Consider the following 18580-nt stretch of genomic DNA (forward strand, 5'->3'; position numbering starts at 1 on the left):
CGTCACACGCGCATTGGCATGACAACATAGACGGCTGAGGTATCGTCACCTTCGCGCATCAAAGTCGGATCACCCGAGGAATTGAACATAAATACCGCGTTTTCGCGATCAACTTGGTTCGCGATTTCAAGCAAGTATTTCGCGTTAAAGCCAATTTCTAAACGCTCATCGCCATAAGCAACTGCCAACTCTTCCTCAGCTGCGCCACTGTCCGGGGCATTGACAGAAAGAATAAGGCGATCCTCATCCAATGCCAATTTAACCGCGCGCGAACGCTCCGATGAAACAGTCGCAACGCGATCGACTGCTTTCGCAAATTCCGCAGCATCGACCTCTAGCTTGCGGGTGTTACCCTGCGGGATGACGCGTGTGTAATCTGGGAATGTGCCGTCAATGACCTTAGAGGTCAGGGTGATTGCCGGCGTCGCAAAGCGCACTTTGGTTTCAGAGACGGAAACGGCAATTTGCATATCGTCATCGTCCAACAGTTTGCGTAATTCGCCTACCGTTTTACGGGGAACAATAACGCCCGGCATATCAGCAGCATCTGCGGGCATTTCAGAATCAATACGCGCCAAGCGGTGACCGTCTGTCGCAACACAGCGCAACACGCGGCCTTCTTCGCTGTCAGCGATGTGCATATAAACACCGTTGAGGTAATAACGTGTCTCTTCCGTCGAGATCGCGAATTTTGATTTGTCGAACAAACGACGCAATTCGGCAGCTTTCGCGCTGAAGTTTGACGTATATTCGGCATTTGCCATGATTGGGAAATCTTCCCGTGGCAACGTAGCCAAAGAGAAGTTTGAACGCCCCGCGGCTACGGTCAAACGGCCAGTTGCGCTGTCATCAGTCAATGTGACCAGCGCGCCATCAGGCAGTTTGCGCACAATTTCGTGCAGTGTAACGGCTGACACGGTTGTCGCGCCTGCGCGCTCTACCTGAGCAACTGCTTTGTCTACGACCTCAATATCAAGATCTGTCGCGCGAAAGCTAACGGTTTCACCCTCGGCCTCGATCAATACATTTGCAAGGATCGGAATGGTGTTGCGGCGTTCGACAACAGATTGTGCCTGCGACACTGCTTTGAGAAGCGCGCTGCGCTCGATGCTAATTTTCATTCCCACGCTCCTGAAGGTATTCCGGGCAGTAAATGTACCCCATTCACCACCCGTCACAAGTCTTTTTTAGAATGTCTGATGCTTTAGTCGGGGCGTCAAGGGCTGACGTCCCAATATTGTAATTGCTTAGGCTTCTAGGCTGCGGCGCAACAGTTCCAGATCTTCATCCATCTGGTTGTTTGTACTACGGAGTTCTTCAATTTTTTTTACGCCGTGCATGACGGTTGTATGGTCGCGTCCGCCAAAACGCCGGCCGATCTCAGGTAGGCTGCGCGATGTCAGTTGTTTGGCTAGATACATGGCAACCTGCCGCGGGCGTGCAATGGTGCGAACCCGGCGCGGGCCAATCATTTCTGAAAGACGGATGTTGTAATGCTCAGAGACCTTACGCTGAATTTCTTCAATCGTGATTTTGCGATCTGAGGAACGAAGAATATCCGCGAGGCAATCTTGTGCCAGCTCAAGCGTAATTTCACGACCAACAAGTGAAGCAAAAGCAAACAGCCGTGTCAGTGCGCCTTCTAGCACGCGAACGTTTGTTGAAATGCGATGAGCTAGAAACTCGAGAACACCCGGTACCAAAGACAGACTGCTGTCCTGTTTTTTGTACTGCTCGACCTTTTGTTGCAGAATTCCCAACCGGAGTTCGTAATCGGTAGGGTGGAGATCTACGACTAAACCGCATTGCAGGCGCGATTTGATCCGTTCTTCCAGATCTTTAATTTCGCCAGGTGCACGATCTGCAGAGATGATGATCTGTTTGTTTTGGTCAACAAGGGCATTGAAGGTATGGAAAAACTCTTCTTGAGTAGATCCTTTCCCAGCGATGAACTGGACATCATCAACCATCAGGATATCGACAGATCTGAACAGTTCTTTGAAATCCATCATTTTTTTGTCACGCAATGCTTGAACAAAACGGTACATGAATTGTTCAGCGGACAGATAAACCACGTTTAAGTCTGGGCGGTTGGTTTGTAACTCATGTGCGATTGCGTGCATGAGGTGGGTTTTACCTAAGCCAACTCCACCGTACAAAAAAAGCGGGTTAAAGGACACTGGGCCGCCTTCAGCAACGCGGCGCGCAGCTGCATGAGCGAGTTCGTTTGGCTTGCCGACAACGAAATTTTCGAATGTGAAACGAGAATCGAGCGGCGCGCCAGGAAGGTCCGTCACAGGCTTGGTTGATGGCGACGGGGCTACATTTGGCTGCGCAGTATCGTCTACCGAAGCTTCAGTGCTTTTTGCAGTCGGGCGTTTCTTTTGAACAGAGAATTCAACACGATGCACATCAGATCCAGAGTGGCGCAACATTTGTTGAATTTGTTCACCAAAATTCCGCGAAACCCAATTCCCGATGAAGCTCGTTGGAACTTGAAAAGATGCCACACCATCCGCGAGTTCTACGAATTCAAGCGGCGCAATCCAATTCGTAAAGTTGTGTTTTCCAACTGTCTGTTGCAACTCGTTCCGTACGCGCTGCCAGGTGTCTTCTGTCATGTTTTTGACCCGTCACATTTTTTCATTATTAAGATTGGCGCCATGCCAACCCCCGGGATTTCCAGCCGTTTTGCTGGCCCCGGTGTTTTTCTGCATTCAGGTCACCTTCAAATCCCTCAGCAACATTGATGCATTCAACAGATTCCCCGCGAGCGGCAAAGGCATCTGAGACGGCATCAGCCGCATAAAGAGAGCGCACACCAGATCGACACAAAAAGAAAATCTTCGCTGGGGGCGTGTCGCCCACGGCATCCAAAACTGTGTCAACAAACTGTGCGTTAGGCGTCATCGTTGGAAATTCGGCCCACTCAATAAAGAGTGTGGAACGGCCTAGGTCGCTCAAGTCAGGAATTCCAACAAAGCTCCATTCGGCTTTGGTCCTGACATCGATAAGAACGGCTGTAACATCCGTTTCCAGCGCGGTCCAGGTATCATCTGGTGACACCTCAGTAACGCGCCGGACATGATTGTCCGTGCTCATCTTATTTCCCCCAAGTAGACGTGAATCGCATCCACAAGCTAGCAATTGGATTGGCTGTCGCGCAACAGAACTTCTCTGTTGACTCAGGCTTTCGCAAAAAGAATCCCGAGAAGCTGGATTTTTCCCAATTGAATCAAAATATGACACATCAGAACGAAAAACGGCGTGACCAAGAGGTCACGCCGTAAGAATTTTTGTAATGTCGAAACGACGCTTAGCCGATCGCGTTAACGCGAGCAGAAAGGCGAGACATTTTGCGTGCAACAGTGTTCTTGTGAAGAACACCTTTAGTTACGCCGCGCATCAACTCTGGTTGTGCTTCGCGAAGCGCTGCTGACGCAACTGACTGATCGCCAGTTTCGATAGCTTCTTCTACTTTCCGAAGGAAAGTACGAATGCGCGAACGACGCGCTTTGTTAACTGCATAGCGGCGTTCGTTCTGACGCGCGCGTTTTTTTGCCTGAGGCGAATTTGCCATGTTCGGACGTCCCGCTGCTTAGGGTTCTTGTAAATCTGAAGTCGGGCTAATAAGACCGACTCGGGTTCATGTCAACGGATATTCGAAGAATTCCCGTTTATTTATCGCGAAATTGGGCTTCACGCTTCTCAAGGAACGCGGCCATACCCTCTTTCTGATCTTCCGTCGCAAAAAGCGAATGAAAAGCTCTGCGCTCATATAGCAGACCTTCGCGCAGTGTCATCTCAAAACTGCGATTTACCGCTTCTTTTACGACCATAGTCGCTAACATTGACTTTTCAGCGATCTTATTTGCTGCTTGAAGCGCTTCTTCGAGCAATTTTTTTGCTGGAACAACGCGACTCACTAAGCCGGAACGTTCTGCTTCTTCAGCATCCATGAAGCGACCAGTCAGGTTCATATCCATTGCTTTGGATTTTCCGACTGCGCGCGTTAAACGTTGAGTGCCGCCTATTCCGGCAACAACACCGAGATTGATTTCGGGTTGGCCAAATTTGGCATTATCTGCAGCAATGATAAAATCACACATCATTGCCAATTCACAACCGCCACCCAGAGCATAGCCCGAAACGGCGGCAATGATAGGCTTGCGTGACTTGAGAATTTGTTCAGTTTCCCCACCAAACAGATCGCCTGTGAAAACATCTACAAATGTTTTTTCGGACATCTCTTTGATATCAGCGCCTGCGGCGAACGCCTTTTCAGAGCCCGTGATCACGACGCATCGAACTTTGTCGTTTTCCTCAGCCGCCTTGAGTGCATCTGCCAGTTCACCCAAAAGTTGGGTGTTTAAGGCGTTCAATGCGTCTGGGCGATTGAGCTTAATTAGTTTGACGTGGTCTTCAACTTCGACAATCAGCGTCTCATAGGCCATGTGTCTGCCATCTGTTATTTCGGTTCAGGGATGAGTCATTAGCACTCTTGCCAAGAGGATCAAGTTATCTTTGACATTGCAAACAGTAAAATGATGACCGTCCAGACTGAACGATTCGTTGAATTTTACCCTCACACTCTTGCGTGACGCAGGGTAAGCCTTCTCGCCCGTAAACGCGAAAATTGTGTTGAAAATAACCTAGATCACCGTCTGCTTGGCGGAAATCTTTTAGCGAAGATCCGCCAGCATCAATCGCTTCAGAAAGCACATCTCGAATGGCGGGTACGAGGGATGCAATACGTTGCGTCGAAAGTGCGTTTGCAGAGGTCAGAGGTGAAATTCCGACACGATGTAGAACCTCACAAACATAAATATTGCCCAACCCAGAAACGATTCCCTGATCTAGTAAGGCGGTTTTTATCGGGCTTTTCTTATTTTTCAGCCGCTCGGAAAGGTATTCAGCATGAAAGGCGTTTCCCAAAGGTTCGGGGCCTAAAACTGAAATGAGTTTATGGTTTTCTAAGGTATTCGTAACATGTAGATCCATTGCGCCAAATCGGCGGGCATCGTTGAATGTGACGCGGGTTCCGTCTTCCATATCGAGTATGACGTGGTCATGCTTTTGGGGGGCGGGGTGCTCATGGTACATATGAGTAGAGTGTTGTCCGGAAATTAGCATTCTCCCTGACATCCCCAAATGAATAATCAGTGTTTCGCCAGACGAAAGATCAACAAGAATGTATTTCGACCGACGACGCAGTCCCTCAACTTTTTTCCCAGACAATCGATTTGCCATGTTTTCGGGAAATGGCCACCTTAGATCAGGCCGGCGAACATCAGCGGATTTAATGAACTTGCCGTCCATTGCTGGCAACAAACCGCGGCGAACCGTCTCTACTTCTGGTAATTCGGGCACGGGACCCCTTCCTTTCACTTAGCGCACATTGTATCGGCATATGAGCGCTTTATAAAAGAGGCCACAGTTAAGGACGGCAAGACCCATGAACGATAAAACAACCCATTTTGGCTTTCAAACCGTGAACGAAGCTGAAAAGGCTGGCATGGTCCACGGGGTTTTTACGAATGTGGCCTCAAAATACGACGTAATGAATGACGCCATGTCGCTGGGCATTCACCGTATTTGGAAAGACGCAATGATGGATTGGCTTGCACCGCGTGCTGGCCAAAAACTGTTGGATGTTGCTGGTGGTACCGGGGATATTTCTTTTCGGTTTCTGAAACGGGCAGGGCAGGCACACGCGACAGTTTGCGATATGACTGAATCGATGTTGGTGGAAGGTAGCCAACGGTCTGAGGCGGTTCAGCAGGCTGACAGTTTGAATTGGGTCGTCGGGGATGCGATGGCGCTTCCGTTTAAAGATAACACATTCGACGTTTACACAATTTCTTTTGGTATTAGGAATGTGACTCGTATTCCTGATGCACTAAAAGAAGCGCACCGCGTGTTGCGCCCGGGTGGTCGGCTGATGGTTCTTGAGTTTAGCCAAATTCCCAATGACATGATGCAAAAAGCGTATGACCTATATTCTTTCAATGTCATCCCGAAGTTAGGAAAACTCATCGCTGACGATGCAGAGAGTTACCAGTACCTCGTTGAATCTATTCGGAAGTTTCCGGACCAAGATACATTTGTGAACATGATCGGTGAGGCGGGGTTTGCGAACGTTAAATACCGCAACTTATCTATGGGAATTGCAGCATTACATTCTGGGTGGAAAGTATAAATGCGGGGGCCTCATAATATATGGCGGCTTATTCGTACGGGTGCCACGTTTGAACGCACGGGCGCCATGCCAATTATTCTTGAAGCAATGGATGCACCGCCGGCCCTCCGGGTTTTGGCACGTGTTTTGGGGTGGCCGTTTAAATGGCTGGGGTTAAAGGGCGATCCTGCGATGCCCCCGGCGACACGCGCACTGACTGCACTTGGGCCTGCATATATTAAGTTTGGGCAGATATTATCAACGCGGCCGGATGTCGTTGGGGATGAAATGGCGCGGGCTTTAACCGTGTTACAAGACAAACTACCAGCATCACCTTTGCGTATTGCTAAGGCTAGCGTTGAAGATTCTTTAGGCGCTCCCGTCGAAGAGTTGTTTAGTGAATTCAGCGATTCCATCGCTGCGGCGTCAATTGCACAAGTTCACCGTGCGCGGGTCGCTGAAACCGGTCAGGAAGTTGCGGTAAAGATTTTACGGCCTGGAATTGAGAAAGCGTTTAGGAAAGATATTGATGCTTTCTACTTTGCGGCATCAATGATTGAATTTCTGCCTTCGGCGCGTCGCTTGCGTCCACGCGAGGTCATCGAACACTTCGAAGGGGTCGTGTTGGGGGAGCTCGATCTGCGACTAGAAAGTGCATCGGCGTCAGAGTTTGCAGCCAATACCGGCGGAGATTCTGGGTTTTCCTTACCTGCCATTTTATGGAACCTGTCCGACCGACGGGTTATGACGATGGATTGGGTCGAAGGTGTACCTCTTGGTGACAATGACGCGATTGACAAAGCAGGGCACAATCGCCGCGCTTTGGGCGATCGGGTCTTACAGCTGTTTTTAAGCCATGCGTTGCGTGACGGCTTTTTTCACGCTGATATGCATCAAGGGAATCTGAAAGTCGCAGCGAATGGCGATTTGATTGCATATGATTTTGGAATTATGGGCCAAATCGACGAATACACGCGGCGTGTATATGCAGAGATTTTGTTTGGCTTCATTAAACGGGATTATCGCCGCGTTGCCGAAGTGCATTTTGAGGCGGGCTATGTGCCTGCTGACCAAGATGTTGATGAATTTGCGCGTGCGTTGCGGGCGGTTGGCGAACCCATTTTTGGCCAAAATGCGAGCAATATTTCCATGGGGAATTTGCTAAGCTATCTGTTCGAAGTGACCGAGCGTTTTGGAATGGAAACCCGCACCGAGCTTATTCTATTGCAGCGGACCATGGTCGTTGTGGAAGGCGTGGCGCGGTCGCTCAACTCTGACATTAATATTTGGGAAGTTGCCCGGCCGATTGTCGAAGATTATATTGCTAAAAGCATCGGCCCAAAGGCTTTCGCCCTTGATTTGCTGCGGACCGCACGTGTCTTGTCGCGTTTTGGCCCGCAATTGCCCCAGCTGGCAGAGACGGCACTGGTCCGCCAAACTCAGTCGGAGACTGTAGAGTCTCGCAAACCCATTTTGTTTGCAGCGGTATGGCTTGGGATTGGCGCATCTCTGGGTGCTGTAGCTTTTTGGTTAATTGCGGCTTAATTGTTCGACTTCAAGTGCGGTGGCATTGGCGTAATCTGTGGCACCTCGCGCAGCTTTCCAGAGACAATAGGCCGCCATGCGCCAATGAAACCAAGGCCGGAGCTTTTCGTAGCGGTCAGTTATCTCAGGTTGGTCATAGGCCGCTAAAAATTCTGTGATCTGTGTCTGGTTAAGAGGGATATTTCCGTACAGCGTTTGCATCGCTGGTGACAAAAAGACGGCAATATCTTCGCAAGGATCACCAACTCCGGGACATTGCCAATCAATAAGTCGCAATCCAGATGGAGCGCTGATCAGGTTGGTTGAAACGACATCACCGTGTATGAGGTGCAGACGGGACATAGGGGAAACACAGGATGTTGGCATCAAAGCCCTAAGCTTTTCTGCCTCTTTTGTTTGGCAGTCGTTTAGGACTGCCTCCGTCTGTTTTCTCAATGCTTCCGAGCCGGATTCAACGACTCGCATCGGTGCGTGAATATCTAGGCTGTGCAGTCGCGCAAGAAGATTTGCAACACCAACCACATCGTCAGACCATGTCGGGCCTTCGATATGACGGTAGAGGATGCAAATACCATGAGACGTTTGAAAATGAGCGATCAAATCTGGTGCGATGCCTAACTGTTTCAATGCTTTTAAAGCAGTAATTTCCGCAAACCCATCGTTTGGAAAAAGTGGTGTCACAGCTTGATCATTAAACAGTTTGGCAACAACACATTTGCGCTGCGTTTCCAGTTTCCAAAGGCTATTCGTACGACCGCCGGTCATTGGTGACCATACGGCGTTCGCCAAATCGAGGCCGGCGTTGTCGATGAGGTCACGCAACACTTTGGAAGGGATTTTGTCCGCCATTTGCAGCTGTTCCAATTTGCCTATCCGTGCCTCATTTGATGCGAGGCACGCTAAGTTGAGGAACAGCAGATAGCAAGATGTGATCTCTTAGGAAGAGTTTCCTTGCCGTAGTGCAGTCACGTTGTCAGTTGAAATTCGAACGCCACTGTCGAGGATAAGAGTAGCCCCTCCAACACCGCCACCGCTGACTTCGGTTATTTCCGCATAAATTTCTGCGGTTGTTGTCGTCATTATCGTGCCATCTTGGTAACTTTCGACTGCAAAGCTGTAAGTGCCTGTTTCAAAGGGTGTTCCATCTTCATGCACACCGGCCCATTCGACAGGCTCGGCTGTCGCAGGAATATCAATACGCTGCACTTCCTCACCATCACTATCAGTCACCACCAGAACAGCGCTATTGGACTGCGCGGCTGGGTTTGGGGAAATTGTAATGGGTTGCCCATCAAAGTGCGCTGGCGCTGCGACTCGGGCTTCCATGCCAACCCAACTTGCCATTTGAGCCATATTTTGAATACCCATTTGTGCGCCAAGACCGACAAGTAAGTCGTTTGTGCGTACTTGTTGTTCGACACCTGAAAATGTCGCGAGTTGGACCGCAAATTCTTCCGAACTCATTGGGCTGAGAGGGTCCTGATTCTGAATCTGGGCTGTCATCATTTTTAGGAAAGTATCAAAATCAGAGGTAATAGCGGCGGATGCCGATGTCGACGCAGATTGTGTTTGTTGCGCAGATTGGGATGAGTTTACTTCCATGGTGTGTTCCTCTTAAAATCTTAGATCAACGCCACCTTGCGCATCCAAAAGAATACGTGTCGGCTCGTTGTCTTGATTATTTGTCGATTCGATATCCTGAGCGGAGCCGTCATTTGTGGAGTGCTTGTCTGACCCTTCATTCTGATCGGTTTGTTGTCCAAAATGAAAATCAATATTGTCATACCCAAGCTCACGAAATTCTTTTTCCAGCAAATCTGCATGACGACGCATGAGATCGATTGTTTCGGTACGTTCCGCAACAATACTAACGCTGACGTTTCCTTCGTGAATATTGAGAGTCAACTGCACTTTACCAAGCTCGTCCGGCGATAATGCAAGTTCAACTGGGCGCCCTTGGACCAGAGGTGCCAATCCCGACAACTGTTGCGCTATGTGTTTTGGTGTTTCCGGCGCAGTAAAAGCATTTGATGTAGCGCTACGTGCTTGTGACACATTTCCGGGATCTGAAGATAGGAGACCTTCTGAACGCTCCACGTAGTGAGAGTCAGATTTTTCAATGTCTCCAACTGAAAGAAGCCCCGGCGTTTTGCTCACAGATTGTTGTTCGTGAGGCATTTGCCCATTTTGTGACGGGGACGTTGGAGAAGCCACGCTGTTGGTGTTTAGAGCGGAGAATGTTGGCTCATGATCGACCGTTGATGTTGTTGCAGTCATATCTTTTGCTGGCGATTGAGGTGTCGAAGGATCGGGAGAGTCGATGAATTTTCGGTCATGTTGAGGAGATCCTGTTAGGGCCGTTGTTGGGCGGGGCTCTACAGGAATGCTTGGTGTGGTGTTTTCAGGTTGAGATGCTGAGGCTACGCGTGTGGACTTAACATTTATTGCTGCTTTCGTCTGCTCTACGCCCCGCGGTTCAGGCATCGGAATTGTCTGTAGTTGGTTCGGCGTATCGGTCGGGCTAGCTGTTACTGTGGCGCGTACGATTTCGGGTGTTGAGTTTTTGAAATTGAACTTAGGTGCAGTATCCTGCGCTGCCGTATTCGTAGTGTTTGCAATTTTTGCCGAACTGGACAGAGCAGATTGAAAATATCGGGGAGGGATCGGTTGGTGTGAGGAATCTGCAGTGCCAGCCGCTGCTGCGGAAATTGTTGTAGCTGTTTTGTTGCCAGGTTGATTCGCGTTGTCGATTTCTGGTGTAGATGCGGAGTCGATAGGCTGCCCATCACGTGATGTCGAAACGGGATTATAGGCTTTGTTGTTCTGTGGGGGTATGTAGGTGACACTGTTGAGTGAACGATCCGCTTGAGTAGGCTCAGCGGTGACATGATGTGATCCCTTTGCCGTAACAGAGTTTACGGTTCCGCTTGCGGTAGTCGATTGTTCAAAATTGACTTGGTCGGGCGATTTATGTTGTGGCCGTTGCTCTGTCAATTGGGATGGATTCGGCTCCGTATGTTCCGAAGGCTGGGTATGATGTCTGTTGTCGGTAGAATCACCAGTTGAATTGGATTGAGATATCGCTGCCTCAAAACGGGCTTGGGCCGGGGCAATCGCGTTGCTTTTCTGTTGTTCGGTGTCTGGTGCGTGCTCTTCCGATACACGAGGCTCAGCCAAATCAAGATCGGCGCGCGTATCATCCATTGGGACCTGTGTCCCTGTTTCGTTTGACTTTTTTGTGTCGTCAGACTGCGCTGCTCTGTCAGTATGTCTGGCAGGGGTATCGGCATTCTGTTGTAAAGCGATTGAAGCGTCAGGGCCCAATTCAGCCGAATCTTCTTCGGGATGATTCTTTTGGGAGTCATTCTGAAAAAACAGGAAGGCAAACTTTCCCGATTGATCGTGTGCATGTGCGTCAGGCGCATTCTTTGTAAGGGGAACCACGCTAGATAGAGAGGCGGTTTTTGTGTCGAATATGTTTTCCATGTCTCACCGGATTTCTTCCGTTCGAGCTTGTTATGGCAGGAAATTGGTTACTGGATATTTACCAAACTACGGCATCACAGAGGAAAGTATCTTCAATTAGAAGGAAATCTAAATGTCAGTTTCCCCTTTGATTCCCAACGGTCAGCCGATTCCCGCACGTGAGTCGCAAGATGTACTTTTGCGACGGGCTGCCGATGAATTGGAAACAAACTTTTTAGCGGAGATGTTGAAATCCGCTGGAGTCGGCAAGCCATCTGAAAGTTTCGGTGGCGGCGTCGGAGAAGAGCAGTTCGGCTCATTCATGCGTCTAGAACAAGCCCGATCAATGGTTGCATCCGGGGGCATCGGATTAGCCGAGAGTATTTTTCAATCCCTAAAGGAGCGCGCAAATGATGTTTGAGAGTAAAAAACCGGTCGAGCAGAAGCTCGAGTCGTTGTTGAGCGAAGAACGAGCGGCCATCACGATGGGCGATTTTTCGAATCTGGTGCATTTGGCCGAAGAAAAAGAAAAGATAGCAGCACGTCTGCGCGATTCCCCGATCAGTGGCCAATCGATGGAGCGACTCAGAGAAAATGCAGCCCGCAATGCTGAATTATTGCAGATCGCATCAGGGGCAATTCAACAGGTCCTAAAGCGAATCGAAATCCTGCGACAGGGTCCGAGTCAGCTAAAAACCTATGATAAAAGCGGCCAATCCTCTTCTTTAGGAAACGCCACAGGCAGAACATTTGAACGGCGGGCTTAGGGTCCGCCGCTTTTATTTCAAATTCTAATTATTGGAATTTTGCAGCTTAGGGATCTCTTAGTTTTTTGCCCCCAAACATGAAGTCAGACCTCAAAACGGGGTTATACGCGAACCGGATAATCGCAACGCGTATTGGTTAGAATGCCAACAACCCCGCCTTGATGCGGGACAGGTAACGCGGCGCAAAAGCGCTGACATAGTAAGGAAAAACAATGTCTAGTATTCTGACAAACAATGGCGCGATGGTTGCGCTGCAAACTCTGAAGTCGATCAACTCTGGTCTTCTCGACACACAGAAAGAAATCTCAACCGGTAAATCTGTGGCGTCTGCAAAAGACAACTCAGCGGTTTGGGCGATCTCGAAAGTGATGGAGTCTGACGTGAAAGGTTTTAAAGGGATTTCCGACAGTCTTGCACTTGGTGAATCAACGGTTTCTGTCGCACGTCAAGCTTCTGAAACTGTGACGGACCTTTTGACTGACATCAAAGGTAAAATCGTCGCCGCACAAGAGGACAATGTGGATCGGACGAAAATCCAATCTGACATTGACGCGTTGGTTGGGCAAATTGGGTCTGTTGTTGGCGCGGCCCAATTTAATGGCCTCAACCTTGTCGATGGTTCTGCCTCAGGTACCAATACAAACGGCCAAACGGGTATCAATGTTTTGTCTTCACTCGACCGAGCTGCAGATGGTTCTGTGTCCTCGAGCTCAATTGGCGTTGATGCACAGAATCTCTCTCTCACCGCCGGAGCTGCACTGACTACTGCAGCTGCATCCATCGGAGGGGGGGCAGCACCTGCCACTATTGACGAGAATGGTAGTGGTACTGAAACTGTAACGCTCGACACCTTCTCGTTTCAAGGTGGCGGGGCTGCTCTTGCGTCGGATGATGCGGCAGCGGTTGCTGCTACGACAACTGGCCTTTTGGCAGGCGATACCCTGTCATTTACCATCGGTTCTGTGGAAGCCCAATACACTGTAAAAGAGGGTGACACCGAAGAATCTTTGGTGTCTGGGTTGAAAAACGCGTTTCAAGGCAATGGCCTAAGTGATACAGATTTCACTCTGGATCTCAGCACAGCTGGTCAATTGGCCGTTACGAACGAAACAAATGCGGCTGTTTCAATGTCATTTACTGCTACACGAGGCACTGGAGGATTAGGTGGGCTATCATCTCTTGACGTTTCCAATGGCTCGAATGCGGCGACTGCGCTAGGATCAATTGAAAATATGATCCAAACGTCCATTGATGCTGCGGCATCCTTTGGTTCTGTTCAAGGTCGCATTGAAACGCAATCTACCTTTGTCTCCAATCTGACTGATTCACTGAAGTCTGGAATTGGCGCAATGGTTGATGCGAACATGGAAGAAGCATCCGCGCGCCTTCAAGCGCTGCAAACACAGCAGCAGCTTGGTATTCAGGCGCTGTCGATTGCGAACCAAGCACCGCAATCCATCATGTCTCTCTTCCGTTAAGGAAAAGCTTTTGGGGGCGCTTTATCGCGCCTCCATCCTCCCTCACGCTGAACGCGTGAGTCGATGAAGATGTCATTGGAAGGAAATGACGTGAACGCATTTAATATGGCTAAAACGGCCTACACTGCTTCAACACAGGCTATTCGGACCCCACGTAGAACAGAGTTCGAAGCATTCGCCAAAATTACCCAAAAACTCAAGGCGGCAGCTGACGCCCCAGCATCGGATTTCACGAAACGCGCCGAGGCAATTTACGACAATCGACAGCTTTGGACATTGATTGCGTCGCAAGTGGCAGACGACGACAACGAACTGCCTCGGCAATTGCGGGCCAGGCTTTTCTATCTCGCTGAATTTACCAACGAACACAGTCGCAAGGTTCTAAAAAACGAAGCTGGCTTTGATGCGTTGATTGAAATCAATACCGCCATAATGCGCGGCCTCAGAGATGATCCAACGATTGGGTAACTGATTTTGAACCTTGGCTCATTCAGGGCCTCGGTTTTCTCCAGAAGATGCGCAAAGCGTGCCGTATTGCATTGCCTTTGTCGCCAATACGAAAGGGCATATCATGAGCGGACTTGTTCTAAAACTAAGCCCAAAAGAACGTGTACTGATCAACGGGGCGGTCATTGAAAATGGCGACCGTCGTTCTCGGCTATTAATCATAACGCCAAACGCAAATATTTTGCGCCTGAGGGATGCGATCCACCCAGAAGAGGTCAATACACCCGTGCGTCGTGTGTGTTACGTTGCCCAACTAATTTTGTCTGGGGATGCGGATATCCAAGACGCCCACAAGCAGTTGCTGACGGGTATAGAACAACTCAGTCAGGTTTTGACGGATATAGACAGCCGTGAAAAACTAAACGAAGCGACTCAGGCTGTATTGTCAGAGCAATACTATCAGGCGTTAAAGGCGCTACGCGTATTGCTACCGCGTGAGGAACGGCTTTTGGCCGTACAAAATTCATGACCTATCAGCCGATTTTGCCAACGTCAGGTTATTCAGGATGGCTGTTTTTGCAACGTACGCGTGAAACACAAGAAACAGCTTTTCAAGAATCACCGCAAATCCAGCGAGATACCGAATATTTCGAAGAAAATATTTCGAATATTCAAACAGCCGCTGATTTGGTGAAAGACCATCGCTTGTTGTCTGTGGCATTGGGGGCTTTTGGGCTGGATGAGGATATTGGAAACAAATTCTTTATTCAGAAAATTTTGGAGGACGGATCGCTAACTGATGATGCTTTGGCGAACCGCCTTTCCGATAAAAGGTACCTAGAATTCACCAAAGCCTTCGGATTCGGCGATTTTGCGATCCCGCGAACGCAACTCAGCACGTTCGGAGAAGAGATTACCGATGCTTACCATATCCGTCAATTTGAAGTGGCTCTTGGTGAACAAGACAACAATATGCGATTGGCAGTCGGATCTAAGCGGGAGCTGGCTGAACTAAGTTCAAATTCGATGTCCGAAGATGCGAAATGGTTTACGGTTATGGGAAACCCACCCTTGCGCCAGGTCTTTGAAACAGCGCTGGGGCTCCCTCAGTCCTTTGGAACACTTGATATCGATAAGCAGCTGGAGGTGTTTAAGGAGCGCGCTGACAGCATTCTAGGCGACGGTTCTATTTCTCAATTCTCAGATGAAGGCGCGCAGGAAGAACTCGTTAGGCAATTTCTGTTCCGGTCAGAATTGAACTTGCAGTCGGCAAATGTGCAAAGCGGCCAAACGGCATTAACGCTTCTACAAAATAGCGTCTCTAGATTTTCATTTTTCTAAATTAGCCAGTCTAAAATAAAAAATGCCGCCTTGGAAGGCGGCATTTTCTTTTGATCGAAGTTGGGGTGAATTAGAAACCCAAGCCTTCGTATTTCTTTTTGAATTTGGAAACGCGGCCGCCAGTGTCCAGTAGACGTGTGCCGCCGCCTGTCCAAGCTGGGTGTGCCGATGGATCGATATCCAGGGCAAGCGTATCGCCTTCTTTTCCGTAAGTGGAACGCATTGTCACGATGTCGCCATTGGTCATTTTGACGTCGATGAAGTGGTAATCGGGATGGATGTCTTTTTTCATGATGTCCGTCCTTATGCCTTAGCCGACTTTGGCTTGTAGTTGGTGACTTCGGCGATACGTGCGGATTTACCACGACGCTCACGCAGGTAGTACAGTTTCGCACGACGTACACGGCCACGACGAACAACAGTGATGCTGTCGATATTCGTGGAGTGTAGTGGGAACACACGTTCTACGCCTTCACCGAATGAAATTTTACGGACTGTGAATGAACCAGCAATGCCGTGACCGTTTTTACGGCTAATGCAAACACCTTCATACATCTGAACACGCGAACGCGTGCCCTCAGTCACTTTGTAGCCAACGCGGATGGTGTCACCCGCTTTGAAATCTGGAATGTCTTTGCTAAGCGCAGCAACCTGCTCAGCTTCCAGTTGAGCGATAATATCCATCGCTTCTCTCCTAATTTGCTCGTGGTTTTTCCACGAAGGTTTGCGCGATCTCAGAGCTCTTGGTCTTCACCGGGTCCCTATCTATGATAAGCCCGCCAGAGGTTAGAACGACGTTCCTTTGTGCCCACGTTGATTTTCCATTTACCGGGGGAAAGAACCCCGATGTTAAATCATCCGCTTATAGGCGCTGCATAAGTACGTTGGGCGATTGGAAACGAATCCCCTACAGCCAAGCCGGGAACCTATGCAGGGGCCGTATAGGCCTGAATAGGCAGTAAGGCAAGCATTAAGGCGTTATTTTGTTGGCTTGTGGGGCTGGTTTCTTTCGAATTCAGCCCAAAGGTCGGGGCGTCTTGATTTGGTAAGGTTTTGCGATTTTTCGCGCCGCCATTCAGCGATCTTGCCATGATGGCCAGACATTAAAACCTCGGGAATGCGCAAACCCTGCCATTCCGTGGGGCGCGTGTATTGGGGATGCTCTAGCAATCCATCAGAAAAGCTCTCTTCTTCGGTGCTTGCAAAGTTCCCAAGTACATTGGGCAGCAAACGAACAGTTGCATCAATCAGGGCCTGCGCGGGGATTTCACCGCCAGTCAAAACAAAATCGCCCAAGGATACTTCTTCGATGTCGAAATGCTCAATTACCCTCTCATCGACGCCTTCAAAGCGGCCACATAAGATCGTGACGCCTTCGGCGGTAGCGAACCGCTGTGCCATTGCTTGTGTCATTGGTTTGCCGCGCGGTGACATATAGACAATCGGCCATTTTTTACGATCTTGTGGCGTTCCACGGGACGCCTGCGTAATTGCATTTCCAACAACATCGGGGCGCATAACCATTCCGGCACCTCCGCCAGACGGCGTGTCATCGACGTTCTTGTGCTTTCCTTCACCAAATGTGCGAAGATCAATTGTTTCGAGTTGCCACTGGCCTTCTTGCAGTGCTTTCCCTGTTAGTGAGGCCCCCAATACACCTGGAAATGCCTCTGGGAAAAGAGTTACGATCTTCGCTGTCCAAGCGTGTTTTAATTTTGGCTTATCCGTCATCAATTCGCGAGGTTGTAAAGTGGCCGAAATTGATAACCTACCGTGTGATTTAGTGGGGGCAGCCATTAGAAAATACCTACAGGCGGGTCCGCTACAATGCGTTTTGCAGTGAGGTCAACGGTTGGAACAGCGTCCTTGGTGAAGGGGAGCAAAGCCGTTTCACTGGAGTTCGGGAGTTGAATTTCCAGCAGGTCTGCCGCGCCGTGGTTTTGCACTGATTTTACGGTGCCTAAAACGGCCCCGCCAGTGTCTACGACTGTCAAACCTTCCAGATCTGCATAGTAAAATTCATCGTCGGGCAATTCGGGAAATTGTTCGCGCGTTACGAACAGTTGAACACCCTTTAGGGCGTCGGCGTCTTCTTTGGTCTTGACGTCTACTATGCGCGCGCCAAATCCGTTTTTCACCGGGCGGGTTAAGGTAATCTGAAACTCGCGCGTACCGTCTTCGTTCGTTAGTGGATCATAGTCTGCGATTGCCGTTGGTTCAGCGCAGAAACTTTTCAGCCGCACTTCGCCTTGCACGCCGTAAGAGCCCGCTATGCTCCCAACACAAATACGTTCAACCATTGCACCCTCAATTCAATTTATCGTTCAACGACAGGAAGGGATAAGTTGCGATTTTCCCATCCGGCGCGTTCGAGTTCTGGTGTTTGTTCATCACTTTCGGGCCAACCAACGCAAAGATACCCAACAAGGGACCATTGATCCGGAACGTTTAAATCCTGACAAAGTCGATCTGGGTCCAAAATGGAAACCCATCCTACGCCTAATCCTTCGGCACGTGCGCTTAGCCAAAATTGCGTAATGGCGGCGACAACAGAATACCGTCGCATTTCTGGCATTGTACCCGCACCAAGCCCTGCGCCCTTTTCCGTTTCGTCATCGCAAAAAACGGCGAATTGAACCGGAGCGTCACGCATGCCTGATAGTTTTAAATTGGCGTAGATTTTGGCCTTATCGCCTGAATATCCGTTCAAGGCTTGGGTATTGGCGTGTTCGTAGTTTGCCAGAGCGCTGGCGCGTGCTGTTTCGCTGTTTAGTCGCACGACGCGCCACGGCTCTGACAAACCGACCGAAGGCGCGAGGTTGAAAGTTGCAAGGCAACGATCAATCAGGTCATCTTCAATCGGGTCAGTGCGAAAATGGCGCACATCGCGGCGCCATCGCATAAGCTGGTCAAGCTCTTGCCGGAAGGTTTCCGAAAATGAGGTCATGACCAGCCCTTATATTTGCTTATTCAGCAGCAGCTTCGGCCGCGTCAGCAGCTTTCGCAGCTTTTTCTTCAGCACGTTCAGTTGCTTTTTTGCCTGGAACAGCTTTCTTAGGGTTGTTGCGCTCTTTCTTAGCAACAACACCAGCAGCTTCGAGGAAGCGAGATACGCGGTCGGTTGGTTGCGCACCTTGATCAAGCCAGTACTGGATGCGCTCAAGGTCCATTTTTACGCGCTCTTCGCTGTCTTTAGCCAAGAGTGGGTTGTATGTGCCGAGTTTCTCGATGAAACGGCCGTCACGTGGCATACGTGAGTCAGATGCAACGATGCGATAAAAAGGGCGTTTTTTAGAACCGCCGCGAGCGAGACGAATTTTCATAGCCATGGTGTATTCTCCTAAAGATAGCTAAGTGAC

Annotated in this window: 23 protein-coding genes; 8 read left to right on the forward strand and 15 right to left on the reverse strand. The window is 49.6% G+C overall.

What is annotated here, in order from left to right:
* Positions 1–2: 2 nt before the first annotated feature.
* From dnaN to mutM, 6 genes are all read right to left on the reverse strand, one after another.
* Positions 3–1121: a DNA polymerase III subunit beta gene (gene dnaN, locus G9C99_RS12795; protein ID WP_166417902.1), complete on the reverse strand. Its 1119-nt coding sequence runs from the start codon at positions 1119–1121 to the stop codon at positions 3–5.
* 126 nt (positions 1122–1247) lie between these two features.
* Entirely contained in the window at positions 1248–2621 is a 1374-nt protein-coding gene (gene dnaA, locus G9C99_RS12800) for a chromosomal replication initiator protein DnaA (protein WP_166417903.1), read from the reverse strand.
* A 28-nt stretch (positions 2622–2649) separates the two neighbouring features.
* Positions 2650–3102, reverse strand: coding sequence for a rhodanese-like domain-containing protein (locus tag G9C99_RS12805; RefSeq protein ID WP_166417904.1), 453 nt, complete (start codon positions 3100–3102; stop codon positions 2650–2652).
* A 214-nt stretch (positions 3103–3316) separates the two neighbouring features.
* Entirely contained in the window at positions 3317–3580 is a 264-nt protein-coding gene (gene rpsT, locus G9C99_RS12810; RefSeq protein ID WP_166417905.1) for a 30S ribosomal protein S20, read from the reverse strand.
* 97 nt (positions 3581–3677) lie between these two features.
* On the reverse strand, positions 3678–4454 hold the full coding sequence (locus G9C99_RS12815) for an enoyl-CoA hydratase (protein WP_166417906.1): 777 nt from the start codon (positions 4452–4454) through the stop codon (positions 3678–3680).
* A 64-nt stretch (positions 4455–4518) separates the two neighbouring features.
* Positions 4519–5370 (reverse strand): bifunctional DNA-formamidopyrimidine glycosylase/DNA-(apurinic or apyrimidinic site) lyase, encoded by an 852-nt coding sequence (mutM, locus tag G9C99_RS12820; protein WP_166417907.1) that lies wholly within the window; start codon positions 5368–5370, stop codon positions 4519–4521.
* An 85-nt stretch (positions 5371–5455) separates the two neighbouring features.
* Between mutM and ubiE the strand changes: the two genes are divergently transcribed.
* Positions 5456–6199 (forward strand): bifunctional demethylmenaquinone methyltransferase/2-methoxy-6-polyprenyl-1,4-benzoquinol methylase UbiE, encoded by a 744-nt coding sequence (ubiE, locus tag G9C99_RS12825; protein ID WP_166417908.1) that lies wholly within the window; start codon positions 5456–5458, stop codon positions 6197–6199.
* Entirely contained in the window at positions 6200–7723 is a 1524-nt protein-coding gene (ubiB, locus tag G9C99_RS12830; RefSeq protein WP_166417909.1) for a 2-polyprenylphenol 6-hydroxylase, read from the forward strand.
* Here ubiB and G9C99_RS12835 read toward each other — a convergent pair.
* The 3 genes from G9C99_RS12835 to G9C99_RS12845 all read right to left on the reverse strand — a co-directional run bounded on the left by G9C99_RS12835 (position 7709) and on the right by G9C99_RS12845 (position 10927).
* Positions 7709–8572: a phosphotransferase gene (locus tag G9C99_RS12835; protein WP_166417910.1), complete on the reverse strand. Its 864-nt coding sequence runs from the start codon at positions 8570–8572 to the stop codon at positions 7709–7711. The genes ubiB and G9C99_RS12835 overlap by 15 nt on opposite strands.
* A gap of 87 nt (positions 8573–8659) precedes the next feature.
* Positions 8660–9325 carry a flagellar hook capping FlgD N-terminal domain-containing protein gene (locus G9C99_RS12840; RefSeq protein WP_166417911.1) on the reverse strand — a complete coding sequence of 222 codons (666 nt, stop codon included), beginning with the start codon at positions 9323–9325 and terminating at the stop codon, positions 8660–8662.
* Positions 9326–9337: 12 nt separating this feature from the next.
* Positions 9338–10927: a flagellar hook-length control protein FliK gene (locus tag G9C99_RS12845; protein ID WP_166417912.1), complete on the reverse strand. Its 1590-nt coding sequence runs from the start codon at positions 10925–10927 to the stop codon at positions 9338–9340.
* 394 nt (positions 10928–11321) lie between these two features.
* Between G9C99_RS12845 and G9C99_RS12850 the strand changes: the two genes are divergently transcribed.
* The 6 genes from G9C99_RS12850 (at position 11322) to G9C99_RS12875 (ending at position 15221) form a co-directional block, all read left to right on the forward strand.
* On the forward strand, positions 11322–11609 hold the full coding sequence (locus G9C99_RS12850; RefSeq protein WP_166417913.1) for a rod-binding protein: 288 nt from the start codon (positions 11322–11324) through the stop codon (positions 11607–11609).
* On the forward strand, positions 11599–11955 hold the full coding sequence (locus G9C99_RS12855; protein ID WP_166417914.1) for a hypothetical protein: 357 nt from the start codon (positions 11599–11601) through the stop codon (positions 11953–11955). Before G9C99_RS12850 ends, G9C99_RS12855 begins: the two co-directional genes overlap by 11 nt.
* A 212-nt stretch (positions 11956–12167) precedes the next feature.
* Positions 12168–13433: a flagellin N-terminal helical domain-containing protein gene (locus G9C99_RS12860; protein ID WP_166417915.1), complete on the forward strand. Its 1266-nt coding sequence runs from the start codon at positions 12168–12170 to the stop codon at positions 13431–13433.
* A gap of 90 nt (positions 13434–13523) precedes the next feature.
* Positions 13524–13901, forward strand: coding sequence for a flagellar biosynthesis regulator FlaF (flaF, locus tag G9C99_RS12865; protein WP_331460000.1), 378 nt, complete (start codon positions 13524–13526; stop codon positions 13899–13901).
* 103 nt (positions 13902–14004) lie between these two features.
* Complete coding sequence (gene flbT, locus G9C99_RS12870) at positions 14005–14409, forward strand: flagellar biosynthesis repressor FlbT (RefSeq protein ID WP_166417916.1); 405 nt, start codon at positions 14005–14007, stop codon at positions 14407–14409.
* Positions 14410–14456: 47 nt separating this feature from the next.
* Positions 14457–15221: a DUF1217 domain-containing protein gene (locus tag G9C99_RS12875; RefSeq protein ID WP_331460001.1), complete on the forward strand. Its 765-nt coding sequence runs from the start codon at positions 14457–14459 to the stop codon at positions 15219–15221.
* Positions 15222–15291: 70 nt separating this feature from the next.
* Here G9C99_RS12875 and rpmE read toward each other — a convergent pair whose 3' ends face one another.
* The 6 genes from rpmE to rpsP all read right to left on the reverse strand — a co-directional run bounded on the left by rpmE (position 15292) and on the right by rpsP (position 18550).
* On the reverse strand, positions 15292–15513 hold the full coding sequence (gene rpmE / locus G9C99_RS12880) for a 50S ribosomal protein L31 (RefSeq protein ID WP_166417918.1): 222 nt from the start codon (positions 15511–15513) through the stop codon (positions 15292–15294).
* An 11-nt stretch (positions 15514–15524) separates the two neighbouring features.
* Positions 15525–15905, reverse strand: coding sequence for a 50S ribosomal protein L19 (rplS, locus tag G9C99_RS12885; RefSeq protein ID WP_166417919.1), 381 nt, complete (start codon positions 15903–15905; stop codon positions 15525–15527).
* Positions 15906–16199: 294 nt separating this feature from the next.
* The gene (trmD, locus tag G9C99_RS12890; RefSeq protein WP_166417920.1) at positions 16200–17018 is read right to left on the reverse strand and encodes a tRNA (guanosine(37)-N1)-methyltransferase TrmD; all 819 of its coding nucleotides are present in this window, start codon (positions 17016–17018) and stop codon (positions 16200–16202) included.
* Entirely contained in the window at positions 17018–17521 is a 504-nt protein-coding gene (rimM, locus tag G9C99_RS12895; protein WP_166417921.1) for a ribosome maturation factor RimM, read from the reverse strand. The genes trmD and rimM overlap by 1 nt, the downstream gene beginning before the upstream one ends.
* A 17-nt stretch (positions 17522–17538) precedes the next feature.
* A complete protein-coding gene (gene bluB, locus G9C99_RS12900; protein ID WP_166417922.1) occupies positions 17539–18168 on the reverse strand; it encodes a 5,6-dimethylbenzimidazole synthase in 630 nt (209 codons plus the stop codon).
* Positions 18169–18187: 19 nt separating this feature from the next.
* On the reverse strand, positions 18188–18550 hold the full coding sequence (gene rpsP / locus G9C99_RS12905) for a 30S ribosomal protein S16 (RefSeq protein ID WP_166417923.1): 363 nt from the start codon (positions 18548–18550) through the stop codon (positions 18188–18190).
* Between the last annotated feature and the right edge of the window lie 30 nt (positions 18551–18580).

The sequence above is a fragment of the Cochlodiniinecator piscidefendens genome (genome assembly GCF_011326755.1).
Taxonomy (GTDB): Bacteria; Pseudomonadota; Alphaproteobacteria; order Rhodobacterales; family Rhodobacteraceae; genus Cochlodiniinecator; species Cochlodiniinecator piscidefendens.

Excerpts from the sequence above, each read along its gene's own strand:
- dnaN (WP_166417902.1), bottom strand. The coding sequence starts at position 1,121 with ATGAAAATTAGCATCGAGCGCAGCGCGCTTCTCAAAGCAGTGTCGCAG.
- dnaA (WP_166417903.1), bottom strand. The coding sequence starts at position 2,621 with ATGACAGAAGACACCTGGCAGCGCGTACGGAACGAGTTGCAACAGACA.
- G9C99_RS12805 (WP_166417904.1), bottom strand. The coding sequence starts at position 3,102 with ATGAGCACGGACAATCATGTCCGGCGCGTTACTGAGGTGTCACCAGAT.
- rpsT (WP_166417905.1), bottom strand. The coding sequence starts at position 3,580 with ATGGCAAATTCGCCTCAGGCAAAAAAACGCGCGCGTCAGAACGAACGC.
- G9C99_RS12815 (WP_166417906.1), bottom strand. The coding sequence starts at position 4,454 with ATGGCCTATGAGACGCTGATTGTCGAAGTTGAAGACCACGTCAAACTA.
- ubiE (WP_166417908.1), top strand. The coding sequence starts at position 5,456 with ATGAACGATAAAACAACCCATTTTGGCTTTCAAACCGTGAACGAAGCT.
- ubiB (WP_166417909.1), top strand. The coding sequence starts at position 6,200 with ATGCGGGGGCCTCATAATATATGGCGGCTTATTCGTACGGGTGCCACG.
- G9C99_RS12835 (WP_166417910.1), bottom strand. The coding sequence starts at position 8,572 with ATGGCGGACAAAATCCCTTCCAAAGTGTTGCGTGACCTCATCGACAAC.
- G9C99_RS12840 (WP_166417911.1), bottom strand. The coding sequence starts at position 9,325 with ATGGAAGTAAACTCATCCCAATCTGCGCAACAAACACAATCTGCGTCG.
- G9C99_RS12845 (WP_166417912.1), bottom strand. The coding sequence starts at position 10,927 with ATGGATGATACGCGCGCCGATCTTGATTTGGCTGAGCCTCGTGTATCG.
- G9C99_RS12850 (WP_166417913.1), top strand. The coding sequence starts at position 11,322 with ATGTCAGTTTCCCCTTTGATTCCCAACGGTCAGCCGATTCCCGCACGT.
- G9C99_RS12855 (WP_166417914.1), top strand. The coding sequence starts at position 11,599 with ATGATGTTTGAGAGTAAAAAACCGGTCGAGCAGAAGCTCGAGTCGTTG.
- G9C99_RS12860 (WP_166417915.1), top strand. The coding sequence starts at position 12,168 with ATGTCTAGTATTCTGACAAACAATGGCGCGATGGTTGCGCTGCAAACT.
- flbT (WP_166417916.1), top strand. The coding sequence starts at position 14,005 with ATGAGCGGACTTGTTCTAAAACTAAGCCCAAAAGAACGTGTACTGATC.
- rpmE (WP_166417918.1), bottom strand. The coding sequence starts at position 15,513 with ATGAAAAAAGACATCCATCCCGATTACCACTTCATCGACGTCAAAATG.
- rplS (WP_166417919.1), bottom strand. The coding sequence starts at position 15,905 with ATGGATATTATCGCTCAACTGGAAGCTGAGCAGGTTGCTGCGCTTAGC.
- trmD (WP_166417920.1), bottom strand. The coding sequence starts at position 17,018 with ATGGCTGCCCCCACTAAATCACACGGTAGGTTATCAATTTCGGCCACT.
- rimM (WP_166417921.1), bottom strand. The coding sequence starts at position 17,521 with ATGGTTGAACGTATTTGTGTTGGGAGCATAGCGGGCTCTTACGGCGTG.
- bluB (WP_166417922.1), bottom strand. The coding sequence starts at position 18,168 with ATGACCTCATTTTCGGAAACCTTCCGGCAAGAGCTTGACCAGCTTATG.
- rpsP (WP_166417923.1), bottom strand. The coding sequence starts at position 18,550 with ATGGCTATGAAAATTCGTCTCGCTCGCGGCGGTTCTAAAAAACGCCCT.